This is a genomic window from Maridesulfovibrio sp. (genome assembly GCF_965230075.1).
Classification (GTDB): Bacteria; Desulfobacterota; Desulfovibrionia; order Desulfovibrionales; family Desulfovibrionaceae; genus Maridesulfovibrio.
On the sequence record NZ_OZ245945.1, the window covers coordinates 3,580,215 to 3,600,196 of the forward strand.

At 48.9% G+C, this 19,982-nt stretch carries 18 protein-coding genes and 2 tRNA genes; 13 read left to right on the top strand and 7 right to left on the bottom strand.

What is annotated here, in order from left to right; all coding sequences use genetic code 11:
- Window positions 1-57 precede the first annotated feature (57 nt).
- The 3 genes from ACO05Z_RS16230 to ACO05Z_RS16240 all read left to right on the top strand — a co-directional run bounded on the left by ACO05Z_RS16230 (window position 58) and on the right by ACO05Z_RS16240 (window position 893).
- A tRNA-Pro gene (locus ACO05Z_RS16230) sits at window positions 58-134 on the top strand.
- Between the two features lie 166 nt (window positions 135-300).
- Window positions 301-376: transfer RNA gene (locus ACO05Z_RS16235), tRNA-Thr, on the top strand.
- A gap of 133 nt (window positions 377-509) precedes the next feature.
- The gene (locus tag ACO05Z_RS16240; RefSeq protein WP_421903226.1) at window positions 510-893 is read left to right on the top strand and encodes a hypothetical protein; all 384 of its coding nucleotides are present in this window, start codon (window positions 510-512) and stop codon (window positions 891-893) included.
- 23 nt (window positions 894-916) lie between these two features.
- On the opposite strand, the gene ACO05Z_RS16245 is transcribed toward ACO05Z_RS16240, so the two are convergent.
- Together ACO05Z_RS16245 and ACO05Z_RS16250 are read right to left on the bottom strand one after the other, a co-directional pair.
- Window positions 917-1,354: a nucleoside deaminase gene (locus ACO05Z_RS16245; protein WP_421903227.1), complete on the bottom strand. Its 438-nt coding sequence runs from the start codon at window positions 1,352-1,354 to the stop codon at window positions 917-919.
- 71 nt (window positions 1,355-1,425) lie between these two features.
- Window positions 1,426-2,598 carry an MFS transporter gene (locus ACO05Z_RS16250; RefSeq protein ID WP_421903228.1) on the bottom strand — a complete coding sequence of 391 codons (1,173 nt, stop codon included), beginning with the start codon at window positions 2,596-2,598 and terminating at the stop codon, window positions 1,426-1,428.
- 127 nt (window positions 2,599-2,725) lie between these two features.
- Between ACO05Z_RS16250 and ACO05Z_RS16255 the strand changes: the two genes are divergently transcribed.
- Window positions 2,726-3,340, top strand: coding sequence for a LysE family translocator (locus ACO05Z_RS16255; protein ID WP_421903229.1), 615 nt, complete (start codon window positions 2,726-2,728; stop codon window positions 3,338-3,340).
- A 36-nt stretch (window positions 3,341-3,376) separates the two neighbouring features.
- On the opposite strand, the gene ACO05Z_RS16260 is transcribed toward ACO05Z_RS16255, so the two are convergent.
- A complete protein-coding gene (locus ACO05Z_RS16260) occupies window positions 3,377-4,069 on the bottom strand; it encodes an aspartate/glutamate racemase family protein (protein ID WP_421903230.1) in 693 nt (230 codons plus the stop codon).
- A 178-nt stretch (window positions 4,070-4,247) separates the two neighbouring features.
- Between ACO05Z_RS16260 and pnuC the strand changes: the two genes are divergently transcribed.
- The 9 genes from pnuC (at window position 4,248) to ACO05Z_RS16305 (ending at window position 14,405) form a co-directional block, all read left to right on the top strand.
- Window positions 4,248-4,868 carry a nicotinamide riboside transporter PnuC gene (gene pnuC, locus ACO05Z_RS16265; RefSeq protein WP_421903231.1) on the top strand — a complete coding sequence of 207 codons (621 nt, stop codon included), beginning with the start codon at window positions 4,248-4,250 and terminating at the stop codon, window positions 4,866-4,868.
- A complete protein-coding gene (locus ACO05Z_RS16270; protein ID WP_421903232.1) occupies window positions 4,856-5,380 on the top strand; it encodes an AAA family ATPase in 525 nt (174 codons plus the stop codon). The genes pnuC and ACO05Z_RS16270 overlap by 13 nt, the downstream gene beginning before the upstream one ends.
- A 304-nt stretch (window positions 5,381-5,684) precedes the next feature.
- Complete coding sequence (locus ACO05Z_RS16275) at window positions 5,685-7,256, top strand: ABC transporter substrate-binding protein (RefSeq protein WP_421903233.1); 1,572 nt, start codon at window positions 5,685-5,687, stop codon at window positions 7,254-7,256.
- 71 nt (window positions 7,257-7,327) lie between these two features.
- A complete protein-coding gene (locus tag ACO05Z_RS16280; protein WP_421903234.1) occupies window positions 7,328-8,302 on the top strand; it encodes an ABC transporter permease in 975 nt (324 codons plus the stop codon).
- 11 nt (window positions 8,303-8,313) lie between these two features.
- The gene (locus ACO05Z_RS16285) at window positions 8,314-9,252 is read left to right on the top strand and encodes an ABC transporter permease (RefSeq protein ID WP_421903235.1); all 939 of its coding nucleotides are present in this window, start codon (window positions 8,314-8,316) and stop codon (window positions 9,250-9,252) included.
- A complete protein-coding gene (locus ACO05Z_RS16290; protein ID WP_421903236.1) occupies window positions 9,249-10,214 on the top strand; it encodes an ABC transporter ATP-binding protein in 966 nt (321 codons plus the stop codon). Before ACO05Z_RS16285 ends, ACO05Z_RS16290 begins: the two co-directional genes overlap by 4 nt.
- A 12-nt stretch (window positions 10,215-10,226) precedes the next feature.
- Window positions 10,227-11,270 carry an ABC transporter ATP-binding protein gene (locus ACO05Z_RS16295; protein ID WP_421903237.1) on the top strand — a complete coding sequence of 348 codons (1,044 nt, stop codon included), beginning with the start codon at window positions 10,227-10,229 and terminating at the stop codon, window positions 11,268-11,270.
- Between the two features lie 177 nt (window positions 11,271-11,447).
- Complete coding sequence (gene nhaA / locus ACO05Z_RS16300; RefSeq protein WP_421903238.1) at window positions 11,448-12,794, top strand: Na+/H+ antiporter NhaA; 1,347 nt, start codon at window positions 11,448-11,450, stop codon at window positions 12,792-12,794.
- 15 nt (window positions 12,795-12,809) lie between these two features.
- On the top strand, window positions 12,810-14,405 hold the full coding sequence (locus ACO05Z_RS16305; RefSeq protein WP_421903239.1) for a cation:proton antiporter: 1,596 nt from the start codon (window positions 12,810-12,812) through the stop codon (window positions 14,403-14,405).
- Between the two features lie 15 nt (window positions 14,406-14,420).
- Here ACO05Z_RS16305 and ACO05Z_RS16310 read toward each other — a convergent pair whose 3' ends face one another.
- The 4 genes from ACO05Z_RS16310 to ACO05Z_RS16325 form a co-directional block, all read right to left on the bottom strand.
- Entirely contained in the window at window positions 14,421-17,321 is a 2,901-nt protein-coding gene (locus tag ACO05Z_RS16310; protein ID WP_421903240.1) for a PAS domain S-box protein, read from the bottom strand.
- On the bottom strand, window positions 17,318-18,295 hold the full coding sequence (locus ACO05Z_RS16315; protein WP_421903241.1) for an ABC transporter substrate-binding protein: 978 nt from the start codon (window positions 18,293-18,295) through the stop codon (window positions 17,318-17,320). Before ACO05Z_RS16315 ends, ACO05Z_RS16310 begins: the two co-directional genes overlap by 4 nt.
- 214 nt (window positions 18,296-18,509) lie before the next feature.
- Window positions 18,510-18,905 (bottom strand): DUF3574 domain-containing protein, encoded by a 396-nt coding sequence (locus ACO05Z_RS16320; RefSeq protein WP_421903242.1) that lies wholly within the window; start codon window positions 18,903-18,905, stop codon window positions 18,510-18,512.
- Between the two features lie 204 nt (window positions 18,906-19,109).
- Window positions 19,110-19,895: a 4Fe-4S binding protein gene (locus ACO05Z_RS16325; protein ID WP_421903243.1), complete on the bottom strand. Its 786-nt coding sequence runs from the start codon at window positions 19,893-19,895 to the stop codon at window positions 19,110-19,112.
- Between the last annotated feature and the right edge of the window lie 87 nt (window positions 19,896-19,982).

Here is a 19,982-nt window from a genome sequence, read left to right on the forward strand (position 1 = left end):
GGATTTCAACTTGTTGACATGTCCGATACATTTCTATAGAACCTCTCTTCGTGACGTCGGGATGTAGCGCAGCCTGGGAGCGCACTTGAATGGGGTTCAAGGGGTCGGAGGTTCAAATCCTCTCATCCCGACCACGTCAAAAAGAGACCCCAAGGGTCGTAGCCGAAACGACTGCGACCCTTTCTTTTGACAACTCAGGATACTTTAAAATAGTCACCTAAGGCTTTCGACGAAGCTCCCGCATAGCGGTTGAGCGTGTCTACAAGACATTATCGCTAAAGAAAGCCACCATATAAAGGTGCTTCCGTGGCTCAGTCGGTAGAGCGCGTCCTTGGTAAGGACGAGGTCAGCAGTTCAATCCTGCTCGGAAGCTCCACAGCAATTAAAAGCCCTGCTTTAGAAATAAAGCAGGGCTTTTTTGCGTTCTTATTCTATCTGAAAAATTTGCCGTAGCGCTTGTATTTTAAATAAGATATAAAACAAAACAGACTCAAACCATGGAGCTTACAATGAAAAAGATATCCGCTCTGGCTTTTGCGCTCATACTTCTACTGACAACAATGACCGCCATTGCTAAAGATAATCTCGTAGTCCATTGCTCTGACACCCCGGCCAAATGCCAGCAGCTGGTAAACGCGCTCAGCACGAAGTACATTGTCAGGCTCGTGAACACCGCCCCTCAGAGCAATTCCCCGGCGAATACCGCGGCTCCCAACATGGTCACCACCATTCAATGCCCGATTTGTCGAAACCCTATCCCCATTGACACGACTGAACTTATTCAAGGAAAAGCCTTCTCATGTGCAATATGCAGAGCTGTCATTTCACTAGCTCCAGAGTCAACAACTTCAGCTCGTGAAGCTTATAAAAAATTCCAAAGTTTAAAAAAATAAATTTCACAATAAAGGAAAGCCACTCACTCCCCGATGTCTTCCGCCCAAAGCGCAGGCTTTTCAGCTTTCAGACGTTCCATCAGCTCAATGCATTTGGGGTGATTCAGTATGTCCACCTGTACACCTCTGGACTCAAGGAATTCCTCATTACCACCGAAATTACGATTTTCCCCGATAACCACCCGGGAGATACCGAACTGTACTATTGTACCTGAACACATCATACAGGGCGACAATGTGGTGTAGATTGTCGTATCCTTATATGTTTTCTGCCGTCCGGCATTACGGATACAATCCATCTCACCATGGGCAATGGGATCGCCTTTCTGAACCCGCTGGTTATGTCCGCTACCGATGATTTTCCCGTCACGGACCAACACCGACCCGATAGGCAACCCGCCTTCATCAAAGCTTTTCTTCGCCAGCTTGTAAGCCTCTTCCATAAATTGCATATCTGACATGTATTCCTCCTGACTTAACATACCGTTATCCTTCAGAGTATAGATCTTTTGAGATTTCAGCCAGTGCTAAATCATTTCACCCTGCCCAAGAGCATAAACACCAGAGCCGTACCCGCAGTTCCTGCAGCGGCAATCCAGAGAAATCCGCTATAACCCATGGAATCCACAGCAACACCGCCAATAAGCGGCCCTAAAAACGAGCCCATGTGCACGGTGAACATCATCATATTAACGTTGAAACCGCGAAAACGGGGTTCGCTGACCACAAACATCAACGAATTGAGGGCCGGAGCACTTAAGCCCATGCCTATCCCGAATACAACAGCTATGGGCAGAAGCATAGATTCATCATGCAATCCGTTAAGCAGCACAAAGCCCCCGGCAGTAAACGCGAAGGCAGTCACGATCAACCTGCGCTTGGAAAAACGATCAAACAAGGTCCCGCCGAACAGCCGGATGGCGATCATCACCCCCATCTGTAATGAAAAGAAATACCCAGCCTGAGAAATTCCCCTTGAATGGGCAAAATCCTGAAAGAGAAAAAACAGCCCGGTAAAAATCATGAAGTAAACGCCATTAACCGTAAGAACGGAAAATATCTTCAAACGCATAAGGTTGGTGTAGGACTCACGGGCGGAAATGGCTCCTTCTGAACTCTGTCCATGCTTTTCCATCTTCGAAGTACGGAACTGTAAAAACAAGGTCAGCAAAAATGCCAGTGGAATGAATCCGGCCGTTCCGGCATAAATCCATGCCGGACCTTCCACCAAGGCCCCTACCTGCTCCGAAACATGGGGCATGACCGCATAGGGTAACAGCAAGGCCGTGGAATAAAGACTGAACGCCGACCCCACATTTTCCTGACTGACCATGGACACTAGAATTGTCACACACGGGGCCAAAACCATGAAAATTCCCACCCCCTGTCCGATGCGCAGCAACAGGAGTGGTAAAAAATTATGAATATATAGATAGCCGCAGCCGCTGATACATACCAGCACCATGCCCGCAAACATAAACCTATAGGCATTAACAGCGGTAATACGGTTGCTGACCGTGGCATACATGAACATACCGGACAGGGAATAAACACTGATCAGCAGGCCGGCCAGACTCTTGGTGAACCCCAATTCCTGCAGATAAACATTCAAGCTGTAATATACAGAGATGTTGCAGACGGCCATAAAAACCAGACTGCATAAGGTAACAAATTCAAGGAGAGGAAGGGACTGCTTTTCAGGCATGCACTAAATCCGGTTAGGGTTTTGATCCTCCTGTGATAAACGACTATGCCTTTACTGCCAACGCATAAATTGCTGGACCGTACAAAAGATGAGGAGTAATCAGGTCAATGAATAATGGAGTAAAGCAATGACCATCACATCCACAATAGCACTGATATTTGCAGTTTTAATTTTTGCACTGATTCCCGGACCGGGGGTTATGTCCATCATCGCCCAATCGGTTTCACGCGGCTTCAAGTCCACAGCCCTCTACTGTCTGGGCGTAGTCAGCGGCGATCTCTGTTACCTGCTCATGGCAATTTTCGGCATGGGCTTTGTGGCCCAGAAACTGGGTACAGGGTTCATGATTTTGAAATGGGCCGGCGCGGCCTATCTGGTATATCTGGGAGTCAAAAGCTGGCTGGCAGCTCCGCCTGCTGCGGACTGTTCCAACCTGCCCATAGAAAAAGGGTTCGGCAAAACCTACCTAGCAGGGCTGTGCGTATCATTGGGTAACCCCAAGCTGATTGCATTCTATTGTGGGTTCCTACCCGGTTTCATGGATTTGCAGGCCCTCACTTCAGGTGATGTGGTTGTCGTAGCCTGTTCAGTAATACCCACAGTACTGGCAGTGCTGCTGGTATACGCATGGCTGGGAGACCGTAGCCGCGCAGCCATTCGCAGCCCGAAAATATGGAAAATCGCCAACCGCTGTGCCGGGTCGGTCCTGATCGGTTCCGGGGTGGCTGTTGCTACTGAGTAATCAATAAAAAACGGGGTGTATGATACACCCCGTTTTTTATTTCAACACATAATTCAAAGCCAACTCAACATGGGCCTCAACCGTATCAATTAGCGGCACAGACACATCATCCGGCTTGACCAGCAACCCAATCTCTGTGCAACCGAGTACGATTGCCTCGGCACCCTGCTCTGCCATTTCTTCGATGATTCTCGCATACCCTTCTCTGGTATTATCCATAATCTTTCCGCAGCAGAGCTCATCAAAGATTGTGCGATGAACCATGGACCGCCCATCACAATCCGGCACAATAACGTCCAGACCGTATTTTTCTTTAAGCGGACGTGACAAAAAATCCTGCTCCATTGTAAAAGCCGTCCCCAGCAGGCCGAGCTTGAAAGCTCCACACTTTTTCGCTCCTGCGGCAATAGCATCGGCCATATGCAGCAAGGGGATATTGACCGCCGCCTGAACTTCAAGGGCAGCCTTGTGCATGGTATTGGTGGCAATGATCAGGGCATCGGCTCCTCCGGCCTCAACACTTTTGGCACCCTTGACCAATCCGGCAGTGATACTTTCCCAATCGCCCTGTCCCATCTGTTCTGCAAAGGGCGCAAAATCAACACTGTGCATGACCATGCGGCAGGAATGAAGGCCGCCCATTTTATCGCGTACGCCCTCATTGAGCAGCTTGTAATATGATATTGTTGATTCCCAGCTCATACCGCCAAGAATTCCGAGAGTTTTCATAACTTCCTCCTTGGATTCAAACTTCCAGAATCGTATAGCAAAATAATCTGTACCGGAAAACACACAACAAACTTAAATATCATCAGCACAGATCTCCAATAAATGGACTTTATTTTGGAACCTGATAACATTGCCGAACTAAACGCAACACAATCAAACACTCTATTGCAGGAACCACATGGAACTCATCAACTTCATCATTAATTTCATCACCGCCATGAGCCTCGGCGAACAACTCTCCATCGCCACCGGACTCATCTATATATTATTGAGTGTACGCCAAAATCCGCTCTGCTGGCCCTTCGGCATTGTCAGTGTAGCAATCTGGATGGTCATTGTCTTTCAGGGCAAGCTTTATTCCGATGCCTTTCTGCAATTCGTATATGTGGTGCTCGGATTCTACGGCTGGTATCAATGGCTGCGCGGCGGCACAGACAATACCCCGCTCAAGGTCCAACGCGTGGACCGCAAACTTGGGATTCGCCTAACCCTTATCGGACTGGCCGCTTTCATCCCCACCGGATATCTCATGGAGAACTACCTGCAAGCCTCCTTTCCGTGGTGGGACGCTTTGACCACTGTACTTTCCCTCATCGCCCAATACCTGCTGGCCAAGAAATATATAGAAAACTGGCTGCTCTGGATCACTGCTGATGTCATGTATATCGGTATTTACTACGCTAAAGGCTGGGTCGGATACAGCGGACTCATGGCAGTATACACAGCCATGGCCGTGCTCGGATTCATCAGCTGGCTCAGGTCCTACCGCGCCGAGCGGGAGTGTGAATGCTCCGCGTAGTACTTACGGGCTCAGAGTGCACCGGAAAATCCACCCTCGCCGCCAAGCTGGCCGAACATTACAAAGTGAAATCCGTGCCCGAATACCTGCGCGAGTACTTCGAGCTTAAAAACGGCAACCTGACCGTGGAGGATGTGATACCCATTGCCCGGGGCCAATTTCGCCTTGAGACAGAAACTGCGGCCAAAGGCTATAATCCGCTTATCTGTGATACGGACATCATATCTTCCATTGTCTACGCCAAGCACTATTTCGGGCAATGTCCCGACTGGCTTAACTATAAGTTTAAGAAGCTTGGCCCCAGCATCTACCTGCTCTGCGACATCGATGTTCGATGGCAGGCGGACGGACAGAGGGACATGCCGGAAGAGCGGGAATACATGCATAATCTGTTCATTGCTGAACTGAATTCCCGAAACATCCCTTTCCAGACCATCAGCGGGCCTTTGGTTCACCGAACAGTTAAATCCATAGAACTCATTGATAAAGCCCTTGCTGCATCTACAAAATAACGTTGTTCCATTCACTCTACAGTCACAAAGCTGCTAATATTGAATGCATCTTTCAAATAGTGAATCAATTCATAAGAAACAGACACCCAATCGTGAAAACAATCACAACTTACCTATTATGCTTAGCAAAACGTTTAATATTGATTGAATGATCAAAAGAAATCCCGGCACATAACAAAAACATCAATTTCCCGTACTCATATTTACGCATTCATTAATCCTACAATAATCAAAACCTTGATCTTAGACGAGATTTATGTAAGGTAGATCAGGTTTTATAAGAATGAGAAAAAAGGAGTATTGAATGCGCCAAAAACTATTGATTGTTCTAGCTATCGTGGCTTGCTTTGCCTTTGGAGCAACCATGGCCCATGCAGAAAAACTGACCCTCGGCCTGAAAGGTGAACCCACCTCTCTTGATCCTCATTTCCACAACGTATCAGCAAACAACATGCAGTCCCTGTATGTTTTCGACAAGCTGGTCCGTCAGGATACCAGACAAAAGCTCAAGCCCGGCCTGGCTCTTTCCTGGAAACCTGTTTCCGACAATGTATGGGAGTTCAAACTCCGCGAAGGCGTCAAATTTCACGACGGTTCCCCGTTCACTGCTGAAGACGTAAAATTCACCATTGAACGCATCCCCAACGTACCCAACAGTCCTTCTTCCTTCACCGGATTTGTTTCCAACATCCAGAAGATCGATATTGTTGATCCCCAGACCATCCGTTTCACCACCGAAGCACCTGCTCCGCTTCTTCCCCGTCAGATGGCGGCTTTCCCCATCATCTCCAAGAAGAACGCTGAAGGCGCTTCCACCGAAGATTTCAACTCCGGCAAAGCCTGTATCGGTACCGGTCCTTACGCACTGGTCAAGTGGGAACGCGGTGACAAAATCATCTACAAGCGCAACGATAACTACTGGGGCGAAAAAATGCCTTGGGAAGAAATCATAGTTCGCCCCATCACCAACGACGGTACCCGCGTTGCAGCTCTGAAATCCGGCGATGTTGACATGATCAACTTCGTACCCCCGGCAGACGTTGACGGTCTGGCTGAGAATAAAAAGGTAACTCTTTCCGAGTCTCCCTCCACCCGTCTGATCTACCTGCACCTCGACACTGATCGTGATGATTCCCCCACCGTTACCGGTAACAACGGTGAAAAAATCAAGAACCCCCTGAAAGACTTCCGTGTACGTAAGGCCATCTCCAAGGCTATCAACCGCCGCGCAATCGCCGGTCGCATCATGGACGGTCTTGCAGTACCCGCGAGCCAGATGGTTCCCGACGGATACGAAGGCACCAGCAAACGCCTCAAGCCTGAAGCATACGATCCTAAAGGCGCCAAGGCTCTGCTCGCAGACGCCGGTTACCCCGAAGGTTTCAAACTGGTTATCCACGGTCCCAATGACCGTTACGTAAACGATGCTGACATCGCTCAGGCAATCGCCCAGATGCTGACCAAGATCGGCATCAAAACTGAAGTTAACACCATGCCTAAGAGTGTATACTTCGGCCGCGCTTCCGCCCTTGAGTTCAGCTTCATGCTCGTAGGCTGGGCAACTGATACCGGTGAACAGTCCAACTGCATCGGCGCCCTGCTGCACACCTATGATAAGGAAAAGGGCTTCGGTTCTTCCAACCGTGGTCGCTACTCCAACCCCGATCTTGACGCTACCCTCGAAAAGGCTCTGGTCACCGTTGATCCTGCAAAGCACAACGAGCTGATCATCAAGGCCACTGAAATGGGCATCGGCGATCTGGGTATCATCCCCATCCACTATCAGGTAAACGTTTGGGCTTCCAAGAAGGGTCTTGAGTACGACGGCCGTACCGACGGTTACACTCTGCCCCGGAACATCAAGACTGTTAAATAATACGCCTGCATAATTAACTAATCAAAAGGGGCGTACATAGTGCGCCCCTTTTTTAACTGGAGCAAAATTTCATGCTCGCATTTTTGATACGAAGAATTTCACAATCCATCGTCGTACTGCTGGTCATGTCTGTACTGGTTTTCGGCGGTGTATTCTGTATCGGGAACCCGGTGGATATCCTCATCGCTCCTGACGCCACCCCGGCGGAAAGGGACCGCGCCATCAAGGAACTTGGTCTGGATAAGCCCCTGCCCGAGCAGTACATGCGCTTCCTCAAGGACGCAGTGCAGGGCGATCTGGGTAATTCCTTTGTCTACAACGAGCCCGCGCTCAAGCTGATCATGCAGCGTATGCCCGCAACCATGGAGCTGGCCGTGACCGCCATGCTCATGGCCGTATTTTTCGGTATTCCGCTGGGCATGGTCGCCGGTATCAAGTCTGATACACTACTCGGGCGAAGTATCATGCGTTTCTCCATACTGGGCTTCAGTCTACCAACCTTCTGGGTCGGACTGATGTTCATTATTATCTTCTCGGTTTATCTGGGCTGGCTGCCCTCGGGAGGACGTGGGGAAACAGTAGAATTACTCGGCGTTCCGGTCAGCTTTCTCACTTGGGACGGTATCCGCCACCTGATCCTCCCGGCCATGAACCTCGCATTATTCAAAACCTCGCTGGCCATCAGGCTCAGCCGTGCCGGTGTACAGGAAAATATCCAGATGGATTACGTTAAGTTCGCCCGCGCCAAAGGACTTAGCAATACCCGCATCATCGGGCTTCACGTCATGAAAAATATCATGATCCCGGTTGTTACTGTTCTGGGTATGGAATTCGGCGGACTGATCGCTTTCGCGGTTGTTACCGAGACCATTTTCTCTTGGCCCGGTATGGGTAAGCTGGTCATCGACTCCATCGGAGTCCTCGACCGTCCGGTTATCGTTGCTTACCTGCTCATCACCGTGACCATGTTTATCATCATCAACCTCATCGTTGATATCATCTACTCCATTCTGGACCCCCGAGTCCGCTTGGGCGACCAGAATTAGGAGATTTCACTATGGCAGAAACACAACAGACGCAGCAGCCGGAAATGTCCGCAGCCGAGACTACCCCGGAAAAAGACGAATCCCTGCTCCTGCAATCACTGAAAGAATACTTTGAAAGCAAGACCGCAACCATCGGGCTGATCATACTGACCCTGATGGTGGTTGTCGCGCTCATGGCTCCGTACTTTTCCCCGCAGAACCCGTACGACCTGATGACCATCGACATCATGGATTCCAAGCTCGAACCGGGTGAAAAATCCATGGACGAATCCGTGACTTACTATCTAGGAACAGACAGTCAGGGTCGCGATATGCTCAGCGCCATCCTCTATGGTCTGCGCATCAGCCTCGGCGTAGGTGTGGTCAGTACCATCATCGCGCTGGTCATCGGTTCCATCATCGGTCTCTGGGCCTCGTTCATCGGCGGGCGCACGGACTCATTCATCATGCGTGTGGTCGACCTGCAGCTAAGCTTCCCGGCAATTCTGGTAGCCCTGATCCTATTGGCAATACTAGGTAAAGGGGTGGATAAGATCATCCTCTCGCTGGTCGTTTGCCAGTGGGCCTACTACGCCCGCGCCATCCGCAGTAACGTGCTGGTGGAACGCAGAAAAGAATACGTGGAAGCGGCCAAGTGTCTCGCCCTGCCCCAGAACAGGATCATGTTCGGGCACGTGCTGCCCAACTGTACCCCGGAGCTGATCGTTATCTCCACCGTTAAGGTAGCAGGGGCCATCGCCCTTGAGGCAACCCTTTCCTTCCTCGGACTGGGTATGCCCATCACTCAGCCATCTCTGGGTCTGCTCATTGCAAACGGTTTCAAGTACCTGCAATCAGGTTACTACTGGATCAGCTTCTACCCCGGTGTGGCCCTGCTTATCCTCATCGTTTCCATCAACCTTGTTGGTGACCGCTTACGTGATGTTCTGAACCCGAGGTTGAAAAAATGAGTAAAAACATTCTCAGCATACAAAATCTTAAGACCTACTTTTACACCCGTGCCGGGGTCGCCAAGGCAGTTGACGACATAAGCCTCGACATCGGCAAGGGCGAGATCGTCGGCATTGTTGGTGAGTCCGGTTCCGGTAAGTCCGTAACAGGTTTCTCGGTCATGGGTCTGGTGGACCCTCCCGGTGAAATCGCCGGCGGCTCCATCAAATACAAAGGACAGGAAATCATCGGCCAGTCTGAAGAAGAATGGCGTAAATTCAGGGGCGCAAAGGTCTCCATGATCTTTCAGGACCCCATGATGACCCTCAACCCAGTCCTGCGCGTCGACACCCAGATGATGGAAGCAATTACCGCTCACGAAAAGGGATTACCCAAAGCTGAAGTGCGCAACCGCTGCATCGAGGCCTTAGCCATGGTAGGTATCCCCTCCCCTGAGGAAAGGATCAAGTCATACCCGCACGAATTCTCCGGAGGTATGCGCCAGCGCGTTGCCATCGCCATCGGGCTGCTCAATAAGCCGGACCTGATCATTGCCGACGAACCGACCACCGCACTGGACGTAACCATCCAGAGCCAGATTCTTTCCGAAATGCAGACTCTCTGCCGCAAGACCGGAATGGCCCTGATCTGGATCACCCACGACCTCACAGTTGTCGCAGGTCTGGCCCACAAGGTCGCGGTAATGTATGCGGGACGGATCATCGAGCAGGGTAATGTTGAGGAAATCCTCGACCATCCCATGCATCCGTACACCCACGGCCTGATCGGTTCAGTCCCCAGCCGCAACAAACGCGGCGAACCGCTGTTCCAGATCCCGGGCATGACACCGTCGCTGATCAACATTCCCGAAGGCTGTTCCTTCAGGATGCGCTGCCCCTACGCCGACGACCAGTGTCTGGTCGCCCCCGAGCGGACCGAACGGGAAAATGGACGCGTAGTACGCTGCCATCATCCTTTGTAGAGGATCAAAAATATGTCAGATAAAAATACACCTTTCATGAGCTGCAAGGACTTGAGCAAGGTCTTCGTCAAAAAGCTCGACTTCGCGGGCAAGATTGCCCAGAAGCTGGGCTCAAAACTGCGCGAAGAGCGGGTTCAGGCTGTGGACAGCGTCAACCTCGACATCATGCCCGGTGAAGTGCTGGGCTTGGTTGGCGAATCCGGTTGCGGTAAATCCACACTGGGCCGCATGCTCTGTGAAATTCTCAATCCCTCAGCCGGGGATATTTTTTACAAGGGCCAGAACGTGAAGAAAATGAGTTCCAAGGAACACATGGACTACGCGCGCAACGTACAGATGATCTTTCAGGACCCCTTTGCCTCGCTGAACCCGCGTAAAAGGGTCAAACAGATCATCGGCGAAGCACCGCTCTACCACGGGCTGACCGATAAGGCCGGATTCGACAAATATCTCGCCGATGTAATGCTCCGCTGCGGTCTGGACCCCAGCTATAAAAACCGCTACCCGCATCAGTTCTCCGGCGGTCAGCGCCAGAGGATTGGGATTGCAAGGGCCATGGCCATGCAACCGGAATGTCTGGTCTGTGACGAGTCCGTAGCCGCACTGGACGTATCCATTCAGGCCCAGATTCTGAACCTGTTCATGAAGCTGCGCAAAGACCTGAACCTGACCTGCCTGTTCATCAGCCACGACTTAGGCGTGGTCGAACATATCTCAGACAGAATCGCGGTCATGTACCTCGGTCGCGTTGTAGAGGTCGGAACAGTTGAAAAGCTTTTCAGCGAGCCGTTTCACCCCTACACACAGGCCCTGCTGAACGAAGTGCCCAGACTGGAGAAAAGGGACGTGGACTTTGCCCCGCTCAAAGGCGAAATCCCCTCCCCCCTCGATCCACCCAAGGGCTGTCACTTCCACCCCCGCTGTGCCCACGCCATGGATATCTGCCGTGAAAAGGCCCCGCAGGACAAGGAAGTCGCTCCCGGTCACCGCACTTGCTGCCATCTGGAAGTTAAGAAGCAGGATGATCAGAAAAAAGATGAGTGGATTAGTTTGTAGGGATTGTTTTAATAGATACGAAAGAAGAAACTCCCCCGTAACCTGATGGTTATAGGGGAGTTTTTATTTAAATCTATAACTCAATCTTCTGATCAAAAAGTTGTTTTCACATCTTCTTTGTATTATTGAATTTATGTTTACATACAAAAATATCAGTAAATATGCAGGAGAATATAAATGAGCCAAGCAAACAACAAACGATCCAGGGACTTTCTACTCAAGCCTTTTGATTACTTTTTTAAAATGGAAGCAGCAGGCGGTATCGCTCTGATGTTCTGCACTGTTGTAGCAATGATCTGGGCAAACTCCCCTTGGGCTGATTTATACCATTCTCTCTGGCAGACGAAGCTGACCTTCGGCATCGGTGAATGGACTCTTTCTAAAGCGCTGATCCTGTGGATCAATGACGGCCTGATGGCTGTCTTTTTCTTCGTGGTCGGCCTTGAAATTAAACGAGAATTGCTCGTCGGTGGCCTTTCAACTCCCAGCCAGACGATAATGCCAGTTGCTGCGGCTATAGGCGGCATGGTTATTCCTGCACTTTGCTTCTTTTTCTTCAACGCAGGCAAAGAGTCTATTGCCGGTTGGGGAATCCCCATGGCAACGGATATCGCCTTTGCTCTCGGCATCATGTCTCTCTTAGGCAAGCGTGTTCCCATCGGGCTGAAGATATTCCTTACAGCTGTTGCTATTGTGGATGACATTGGAGCGATCCTTGTTATCGCTATTTTTTACACTTCCTCCCTTAATCTCGTAGCCCTCGGCCTTGGCCTTGCCGGTATTGCTGTTATGGCCATGTTCAATGCTGTCTGGGGAATCAGGAACTATATCCCCTACCTTGCAGTTGGAATCCTTGTCTGGTTTGCGTTCCTCATGTCCGGCATCCACGCCACGATAGCAGGTGTTCTGGCAGCTCTTACTATTCCGGCCAGTACTCGCATGGACTGCACCGGATTCATTGAAAAACTCCGTGAAGCAGCAGACAACTTCGAACTGGCAATAACTCCCGGAAAAACAGTTCTTACCAACAAAGAGCAGCAGATAGCCCTGCATACAATGGAAGAAGCATATAACGACAGCACTACCCCTTTGCAGAACCTTGAACACGCCCTGCACCCATGGGTGGCCTTCTGCATCATGCCGATCTTTGCCCTTGCCAATGCCGGGGTAGCTTTAGAGGCAGACATCTTCCAGGAATTAGTTTCTCCGGTCGCACTTGGTATTTTTTCCGGTCTGGTGATCGGTAAGCAGATCGGTGTTACCGGAGCCTGCTGGTTAACGCACAAGTTAGGGCTTTCCGCTTTCCCAAGCAGGACAACTCTCGTTCATCTCTGGGGCGCAAGCTGCCTTTCCGGTGTTGGATTTACTATGTCCATTTTTATCGCCAACCTTGCATTTGAAGATGCAGCAAGACTGGTAGAACTTTCCAAAATTGCAATCCTGTTCGCTTCGTTAACAGCAGGTGTACTGGGTTATGTCATTTTAAGATATATCGCGCCGGATGCTTCAAAATCAGAGGCTTAAATCAGGAGGTAATTGATGGACCCATTAATTATTCTTGTTGCGTTCGGCTGTGGTTTTATTGCCAGCCAATTGAAGCAACCACCTCTAGTCGGCTATCTGATAGCCGGCTTTTGGCTTTCGACCCAAGGATATGAAACAGGTCCAATCATTCACACTGTTGCCGAGATCGGGGTGACCGTCCTGCTCTTTTCCATCGGCTTAAAACTTAAAATAAAGGATTTATTTAATGCTGAGATATGGGCCGGAGCGTCTTTACACCTATTAATCTCTATAACTCTATTCAGCATAGGGATCATGGCTTTGGCAGCTTCCGGTCTGAACTTTTTAGCTGGAATGGAATGGCAGACAGCAATTCTCGCAGCCTTTGCCTTGAGTTTTTCATCTACTGTTTTTGCCATAAAAATTTTGGACGAAAATGGCCGTGCGGCATCACTCAACGGTCGAACCGCCATTGGGGTGCTAATCATGCAGGACATCTTTGCAGTCCTGTTCATGACATTCTCCACCGGAAAACTCCCATCGCTGTGGGCAATTGCGGTTCTTGCAGGACTCCCTGTTGCCCGCTGGCTTTTCATGCGAATCTTAGATCACATAGGCCACGGGGAACTTCAGGTTTTATTCGGATTCTTTCTGGCATTTGTGGCGGGAGCCGAAGCCTTCGAAATAGTGGGCATCAAAGCAGACCTTGGAGCCCTCATCATGGGTATTTTGCTGGCTCCCCACCAGCGGGCTGGAGAACTGGCTGACTCCCTTATGAATATCAAGGACTTTTTGTTAATCGGATTTTTTCTCGAGATCGGATTATCAGGATTGCCTACGTTACAGACCTTAGGGGTAGCACTGCTCCTGATTCTCGTTCTGCCGATTAAGAGCGGATTTTTCTTTTTGCTCTTCACTAAGTTCAAACTCAAAGCACGAACAGCCTTCATCTCGGCTCTCAACCTGTCCAACTATAGTGAATTCGGCCTTATTGTCGGCGCCCTTGCAGTTTCGCAGGGATGGTTACCGGATGTCTGGCTGCAAACAATAGCACTGGCCCTGTCCATTTCATTCCTGATTGCTTCTCCCTTTAACAAGAATGCTGATGCCTTATTTGAGTCAGCAAAGAACTTCTTGAAAAAGTTTGAAAGCACCGAAAAGCATGAAGATGAAAAGCCGTATGAATTGGGTGATTGGCAAATAGCAATTATGGGTATGGGCAGAGTCGGTACTGGCGCATATGACTACTTCAGGGAAAAATACGGCCCGGTTGTAATCGGGCTGGATTTCAATGCCGGCGAAGTCAAACTACATCAGGGAAAGGGACGAAATGTAACTCTGGTTGATGTTACAGACCCTGATTTTTGGGACAAGATTTGTGTGAAGAGAAAAAAACTCGGCCTGATAATCCTTACTATACCGAGTTTGGAAATACAGTTGCACACGATCAAAAAAATGAAAGCACGCGGGTTCAACGGTGAATTTGCCTCAGTGGTTCATTATGATGATGAAGTGGAAATTTTGCGGGAAGCAGGGGTTAACACCTCATTCAATATTTATGATGAAGCGGGGATTGGACTTGCATCCCATGTCGGACGAGAGCTTGATCTTTCTGAAATTAAGGCAAAGTAAGGGGACCCATAAAAATTAACTCCCATTACTCAAGGGCAGCTTGATAACAAAACGCGTCCACTTACCTTTTTCCGAAAAGACTTCCATTGTCCCGCCATGTTGATCGACGATAATGAAATAGGAAACCGAAAGTCCCAAACCCGTTCCTTTACCTGTAGGCTTGGTGGTATAGAAGGGCTCGAAAACACGCCTGCATTTATCTTCATCCATGCCCGGACCATTGTCCTCCACATGGATAACAGCCATGCCGTCTTCCTTTATCGTACGGACGGTTATCATTGGTTTTTCAACGGCAAATTCCTTATCTGACAGTGCTTCAGCAGCATTCTTGAATAAATTCAAGAACACCTGCTGCAACTGGCTCCCCTCACAAAAAATGGGAGGAATTCCCGGCTGATATTCTTTATTCAAGGATATGTTTTTAAAGTCATAATCCTTTTTTAAATTATAGTCGCTGGCGATCAGCTCCAAAGATTTATCCAATAAATCTGAAATGCTGTAATGCGAAAAACCTTTACCGCCCCTGCGGCTGAAATTCAGAACATTCCTTACAATTCTTGCGGCCCTTTCCCCGGAAGAATGGATTCCCTCTATCATTCTAGGGATATCACGCTTCTCAAGATAGCTATGCATCTTATGGAGATCAAAATCACATTCCCGAGCAGCATCTCTGTTTTTCTGCATATCGCTAAGCAACCGCTTGCGCATATTCTGCACGCTACCCATAATAGCGGCCAAGGGGTTATTAATCTCATGTGCCATCCCAGCTGCCAATCCGCCTACAGACATCATCTTCTCTGACTGAACCATCATTTCTTCAAGCTGAACCCTTTCGGTGACATCATCTATTCGTATGACCGCCCCTTCCACTCCGTCAGCAACCAGCGGATAAATAGTTACATCCTCATATCTAATCTTCCCATCTACAATCCTGACCCGCCTGATATCAGCAACAGGGACCTGTGTTTTGACTGCATGGCGTATCCGCTTCATTTCGTCTGCAAGATAAGGCATTACGTCATCAAAATCCCTGCCCACGGCATCCGCCTTCAAAATCCCGGTAGCTTTTTCAGCCTGTATATTCCACTGCGTCACCCCACCATTCACATCCACACTGACCAGAATTGACGGCATGGAATCAATGATGGCGGCAACATAATTCCTTGCCTGCATCAGATCGTGCTCAAACTGCTTACGTTCTGTAATATCGGAAGCAAGCGCAATAACGTGGATTCCTTCAGGGAGTTTAAAACTGCTCAACTTAACGTGCACAGGAAACTCACGCCCATCTTTATTACGTGAAACCCAATCAAAAGACTGGGTACCCTCCTCAACACACCGTCTTACCAGATCTTCCGCCTTTTCCTGTGAAAAACCTTTACCGGACATATCCTCAATTGAAAGCGACAAAGCCTCTTCAGCTGTAAAACCAAAAACTTTTTCAAAAGATTTGTTTACATCCATAATACGGCCTTCAGAATTATGAATAAAAACGGAATCGGGCAATGTATCCAGAAGAGTCTGCAAACGCTCGGTTGCTGCCAGAAGGTTCCTTCTGGATGAATAAAGGGCTGTGCTCATTTTGTTAAAAGTATCAGCTAACTCTCCTATCTCATCCTTTGTCTGTATCGATACGGAAACCTCTTCTTCTCCTTTGGACAGCTCACGGGCAGCATCGGTCAAGGAAAGGAGTGGTTCGGTTATGCTGCGGCTCACCATAAAAGCCGTGACCATTACCCCGAGAACAATGCATGCAATGGTAAAAAAAGCGTAACGGGTCTGTGTGGCAACCTTCGCAATATTCGTCGCTTCAGAATAACCAAGAACAAGCGTCCATGGAGCGTAGCGCAGCTGGACTTTCACATTCAGGGTCGGCACACCTTCCGGGCCATAAAGGGATGAATAAAAGAACTTTTTAGCAGGGTTATAAAACTCATTCTGACCAATTCCCGGACCATAAGCAGTTTCCACATATCGGGAAATATGTCTGTCTATTCCAGCCTTCTTCCACACTGCCTCACTAATCTCAAAAGCAGGAACAAGCACCAATTCAGGATGCTGCGTATCCGCCAGGCGGAATCCTACATTGTCAAAAAGTATTGCACTGTAGGCAGCTTGGCCAACAAAATCTCCCGGCATCAGCAAACTCTGTAAAGAAGCAGCATTATACCTAAAACGAAGAACCCCCAGAATTGTCCCTGCCGTATCTCTAATGGGACAGCTGAAATACAGGGAAGGCTGATTATTGGTTTTGGAGATCCCCACGGAAGAAACATAGGGAAGCCCCGTTTTCAAAGGCTCTAGGAAGTAATCCCGCATGGACTTGTCTGACCCGATGTCGGGACCATAAGTATCGGCAATAGCTTTTCCGCTCAAATCAAGTACGGCAATAGAAGTTATATATGTCTGATCGCGTCTTTTAAGAGAAGTCAGCAGCCCCATGACTGCCAGTTCTTCCGGGGAACCGTCCCGGATTTCCTCAGGGATAAGCAAAAATTCCGCAAACTGCGGAATTGAAGCTTCTGTTCGTACAGTAGAAAGGTTGGACAGGATAAATGAATCAACAGCAGCAGCGGTCTGCGAGGCAGCAGACAACATAACCTGCTGGCTATTCTCGGTCAGTGCATCTGAAGTAACTTTCTGGTCAAGAATAGCAAGCACACAGAGAGGCAGGAGCGAAACAAACAGAAAGGCGCTCAGTAATTTTCGCCGCAACCCTGCAGGCCTGAAAAATAAAAAAAGTGCGACACCAAGCAACAGCAAGGCAAGAAGAAACAGAATATAGCCTGTTAATCCAAAAACCGGGACAGGCAATACTGATGCCCAATCATATGCATATGCCGGATTGCAATGCATAATAAACAAAAGAGTAAAGCCACTGCTGAACATGGCTAGGGATCGGAATCCATTGTTCATCTATGTGCTTCCCCTGCACCACGCACAAAATCCGGAACCAGAATATTATCCAGATCAGGGGCTGTGGATGCATCACCGACACTGATAAAAAAATCTATCTGCTTTTCACCGGTATTGAACAGGGAAATGGATTTATCAGACTTCGTAAATGCTAAAACATTGTCTTTTCGAGAAAGGAAACGACAGCCTTCAAGTGAAATATCTTCCGGTTTCTGCCCGGTAGCCTCGGCTATTATAGGATCACACTCCTCGCGGTTAGCCAGCCAGTACTCCTGAGCCTCAAACCATGCATCCACGAAAGCCTGAACATCCTTCGCCCGCTCGGATACAATACGTCCCTGAAAAGCAATAACATCAGGAATCATTCCCGGAGTATCCGCTGTAGTAAAAAGTACCCTGTAACCTTCATCGGCCGCCTTGGAGAGGAATGGCTCCCACGTATATCCTCCTTGTATTTTTTTCGGCATAGTCTCAAGGACTATTTCAGGACCGACATCAACCAGACTGAGATCAGTACGGGAAATGCCATATTTACGCAGAAGGGTCGTGATAATGAATTCACTTCCGGACAATGCTCCCTGAATGCCTATCCGCTTTCCAACAAGGTCTTTAGGACTTTTAATATCAGCCGTTACAACCAGCCCCTCACCGCCCTCAGAATAGTCAGTTGCCAGTACAATTTTCATATCCGGCACATTACTTTTTAAAAGCTCATACAATCCTCCATGAGCTCCATCAATTTTCGAAGCGGCAAAATCGGAAAAAATATCCGTGTATGCGGAGTACAGGACAGGTTCAACATCCACTCCATGCTTTTCAAAAAAACCTTTTTTCTCCGCAATAACGATCGGATACCACCCAGTCCATGGGAACCAGCCGACCCGCAACGATTTGGTTTGCTTTATTTCTTCACTTTGAGGACACCCTGAGATCACTACAACAGAAAAAGTCAAAACAAGTGCAATAAAAATCACGAAAACATTCCGCATGACCACTCACCCTCGCTATTCTTCTCTGTAACTGAAACATTTCTCCACTATTAAATAAATGCCACACCTTTAAGACAAAGTACACCCTGTGAAAAGAATACACTGAAAGAACAAAACCAAATTCACCAATTAGAACAAAAAAAACTCCCCGAAACAAATGCACCGGGGAGTTTTTGTATTCATGGTTACAATCCAATATCTAATTAAAACCAACCTCAACCGGGCTGATAATCTTCAAAACAGAATCCTGCTTGAACTCATCCTTGTAGGCCTTAGCTATCTCATCCACGAGCTGCTCGGCATCTTTGTCCGGGGAGACGATCATGAGCACCTTACTTCTTTCAGAATAGGTTAAACCACTTTTACTGCCCCAGAAACCCTGAGCATCGAAGACGGTGTAGCCGTCACTAAACTTGGGAGTGACTTCCTTGCTCAGAAAATTCTGAAAACGTTCTGAACTGACATGTTTTTCGCCATCCTGATAGGTCTGGCCCATGTACAGCTCATAGCGGTTCCATTTACCTGTTGCGCAGCCGGACAAGCCAAAAGCCAACAACAGGACCACAACAGCCAGAATTCGCACAGAATTACGCATAAGAAATCACTCCTCCAAGTCTACGACAATACTCCAACCCGAAAACCAAGCCCAACTAAAAGGTTTTGGGATTCTTGCCCTAGCTCTTAGGCGAGCGGTTTTCCGCGAGTCTTAGAGATAGCGACAGTGGAACACCCCCTTTTGCAAAAGGGTTTAAGCCGCCGGAGGCAAAATCGTTTAATTCTTAAAAGCGCGTAAGCGCATCTATATAAAGACTTCAGGCTCACGGCGTGCGCTGAAATTATCAGACAGCCACTGGGAAACTTCGAGCAAACGGGGCACTTCCAGCTTGCGGGCTTCAAAAGCACAGACCTTAACGCAGGCACAGCAGAAAATACACTTATCTGGATCAGTCTCCACCAATGAACCTACGGAAATAGCCGCTGTGGGACAAACCCTTTCGCATGCTCCGCAAAGCTGACAATTATCATTGGAGATGGGCGAAGCTGAAGCCTTGGGCGAACGATCCTTGTACGGACGGTCACCGGGGACCTCCACGCTGGAAAGGGTTCCCTCTGCAAGCTTGGCAGCAATCGACTTACCGAAATCGCGGGCCTTGCCCAGATCATCTTCATCAGGACGGCTGACCGCAATAGGAGTCTTATCGGTAGAAAAGGAATGCTCGCCGATAAAGGCAGCTCCGGCAACAGGGCTGAATCCGGCCTCAGTGGCGAGATCGGTTAGCTCAATGAGCGCATCTTCGTAGGCACGGTTACCGTAAACAACAACGGGAACCACAGGAGTACCACTGGACTTCAAAGCCTTGAAACGCTCCACAGCAGTAAGCGGAATGCGGCCGCTGTAGACCGGAGCACCGATTATCACCAGATCATTATCAGCACAGTCGCAGGCCTCAGGAACTCTGTCTGCGCGGGTGACATCGATTATCTCTAAATGCTCGGAGCCGACACCTTCAGCAATGGCATCCAGAATACGGCGGGTGGTCCGGGTGGGGGAAAAACAAATCACCTTTAATTTATTACAGGACATAAAAAACTCCATATCAGATTACTAAGTAAGACATCCGCCAAGTGACTTTACTTTCAGAAAGTTTAAGTACAGGCGCAATGGGGACCT

Coding starts and splice junctions, on each gene's coding strand:
- ACO05Z_RS16270 (WP_421903232.1), top strand. CDS start 4,856: ATGCTCCGCGTAGTACTTACGGGCTCAGAGTGCACCGGAAAATCCACC.
- ACO05Z_RS16260 (WP_421903230.1), bottom strand. CDS start 4,069: ATGAAAACTCTCGGAATTCTTGGCGGTATGAGCTGGGAATCAACAATA.
- nhaA (WP_421903238.1), top strand. CDS start 11,448: ATGAGCCAAGCAAACAACAAACGATCCAGGGACTTTCTACTCAAGCCT.
- ACO05Z_RS16305 (WP_421903239.1), top strand. CDS start 12,810: ATGGACCCATTAATTATTCTTGTTGCGTTCGGCTGTGGTTTTATTGCC.
- ACO05Z_RS16310 (WP_421903240.1), bottom strand. CDS start 17,321: ATGAACAATGGATTCCGATCCCTAGCCATGTTCAGCAGTGGCTTTACT.
- ACO05Z_RS16290 (WP_421903236.1), top strand. CDS start 9,249: ATGAGTAAAAACATTCTCAGCATACAAAATCTTAAGACCTACTTTTAC.
- ACO05Z_RS16325 (WP_421903243.1), bottom strand. CDS start 19,895: ATGTCCTGTAATAAATTAAAGGTGATTTGTTTTTCCCCCACCCGGACC.
- ACO05Z_RS16280 (WP_421903234.1), top strand. CDS start 7,328: ATGCTCGCATTTTTGATACGAAGAATTTCACAATCCATCGTCGTACTG.
- ACO05Z_RS16250 (WP_421903228.1), bottom strand. CDS start 2,598: ATGCCTGAAAAGCAGTCCCTTCCTCTCCTTGAATTTGTTACCTTATGC.
- ACO05Z_RS16295 (WP_421903237.1), top strand. CDS start 10,227: ATGTCAGATAAAAATACACCTTTCATGAGCTGCAAGGACTTGAGCAAG.
- ACO05Z_RS16320 (WP_421903242.1), bottom strand. CDS start 18,905: ATGCGTAATTCTGTGCGAATTCTGGCTGTTGTGGTCCTGTTGTTGGCT.
- ACO05Z_RS16275 (WP_421903233.1), top strand. CDS start 5,685: ATGCGCCAAAAACTATTGATTGTTCTAGCTATCGTGGCTTGCTTTGCC.
- ACO05Z_RS16245 (WP_421903227.1), bottom strand. CDS start 1,354: ATGTCAGATATGCAATTTATGGAAGAGGCTTACAAGCTGGCGAAGAAA.
- pnuC (WP_421903231.1), top strand. CDS start 4,248: ATGGAACTCATCAACTTCATCATTAATTTCATCACCGCCATGAGCCTC.
- ACO05Z_RS16255 (WP_421903229.1), top strand. CDS start 2,726: ATGACCATCACATCCACAATAGCACTGATATTTGCAGTTTTAATTTTT.
- ACO05Z_RS16240 (WP_421903226.1), top strand. CDS start 510: ATGAAAAAGATATCCGCTCTGGCTTTTGCGCTCATACTTCTACTGACA.
- ACO05Z_RS16285 (WP_421903235.1), top strand. CDS start 8,314: ATGGCAGAAACACAACAGACGCAGCAGCCGGAAATGTCCGCAGCCGAG.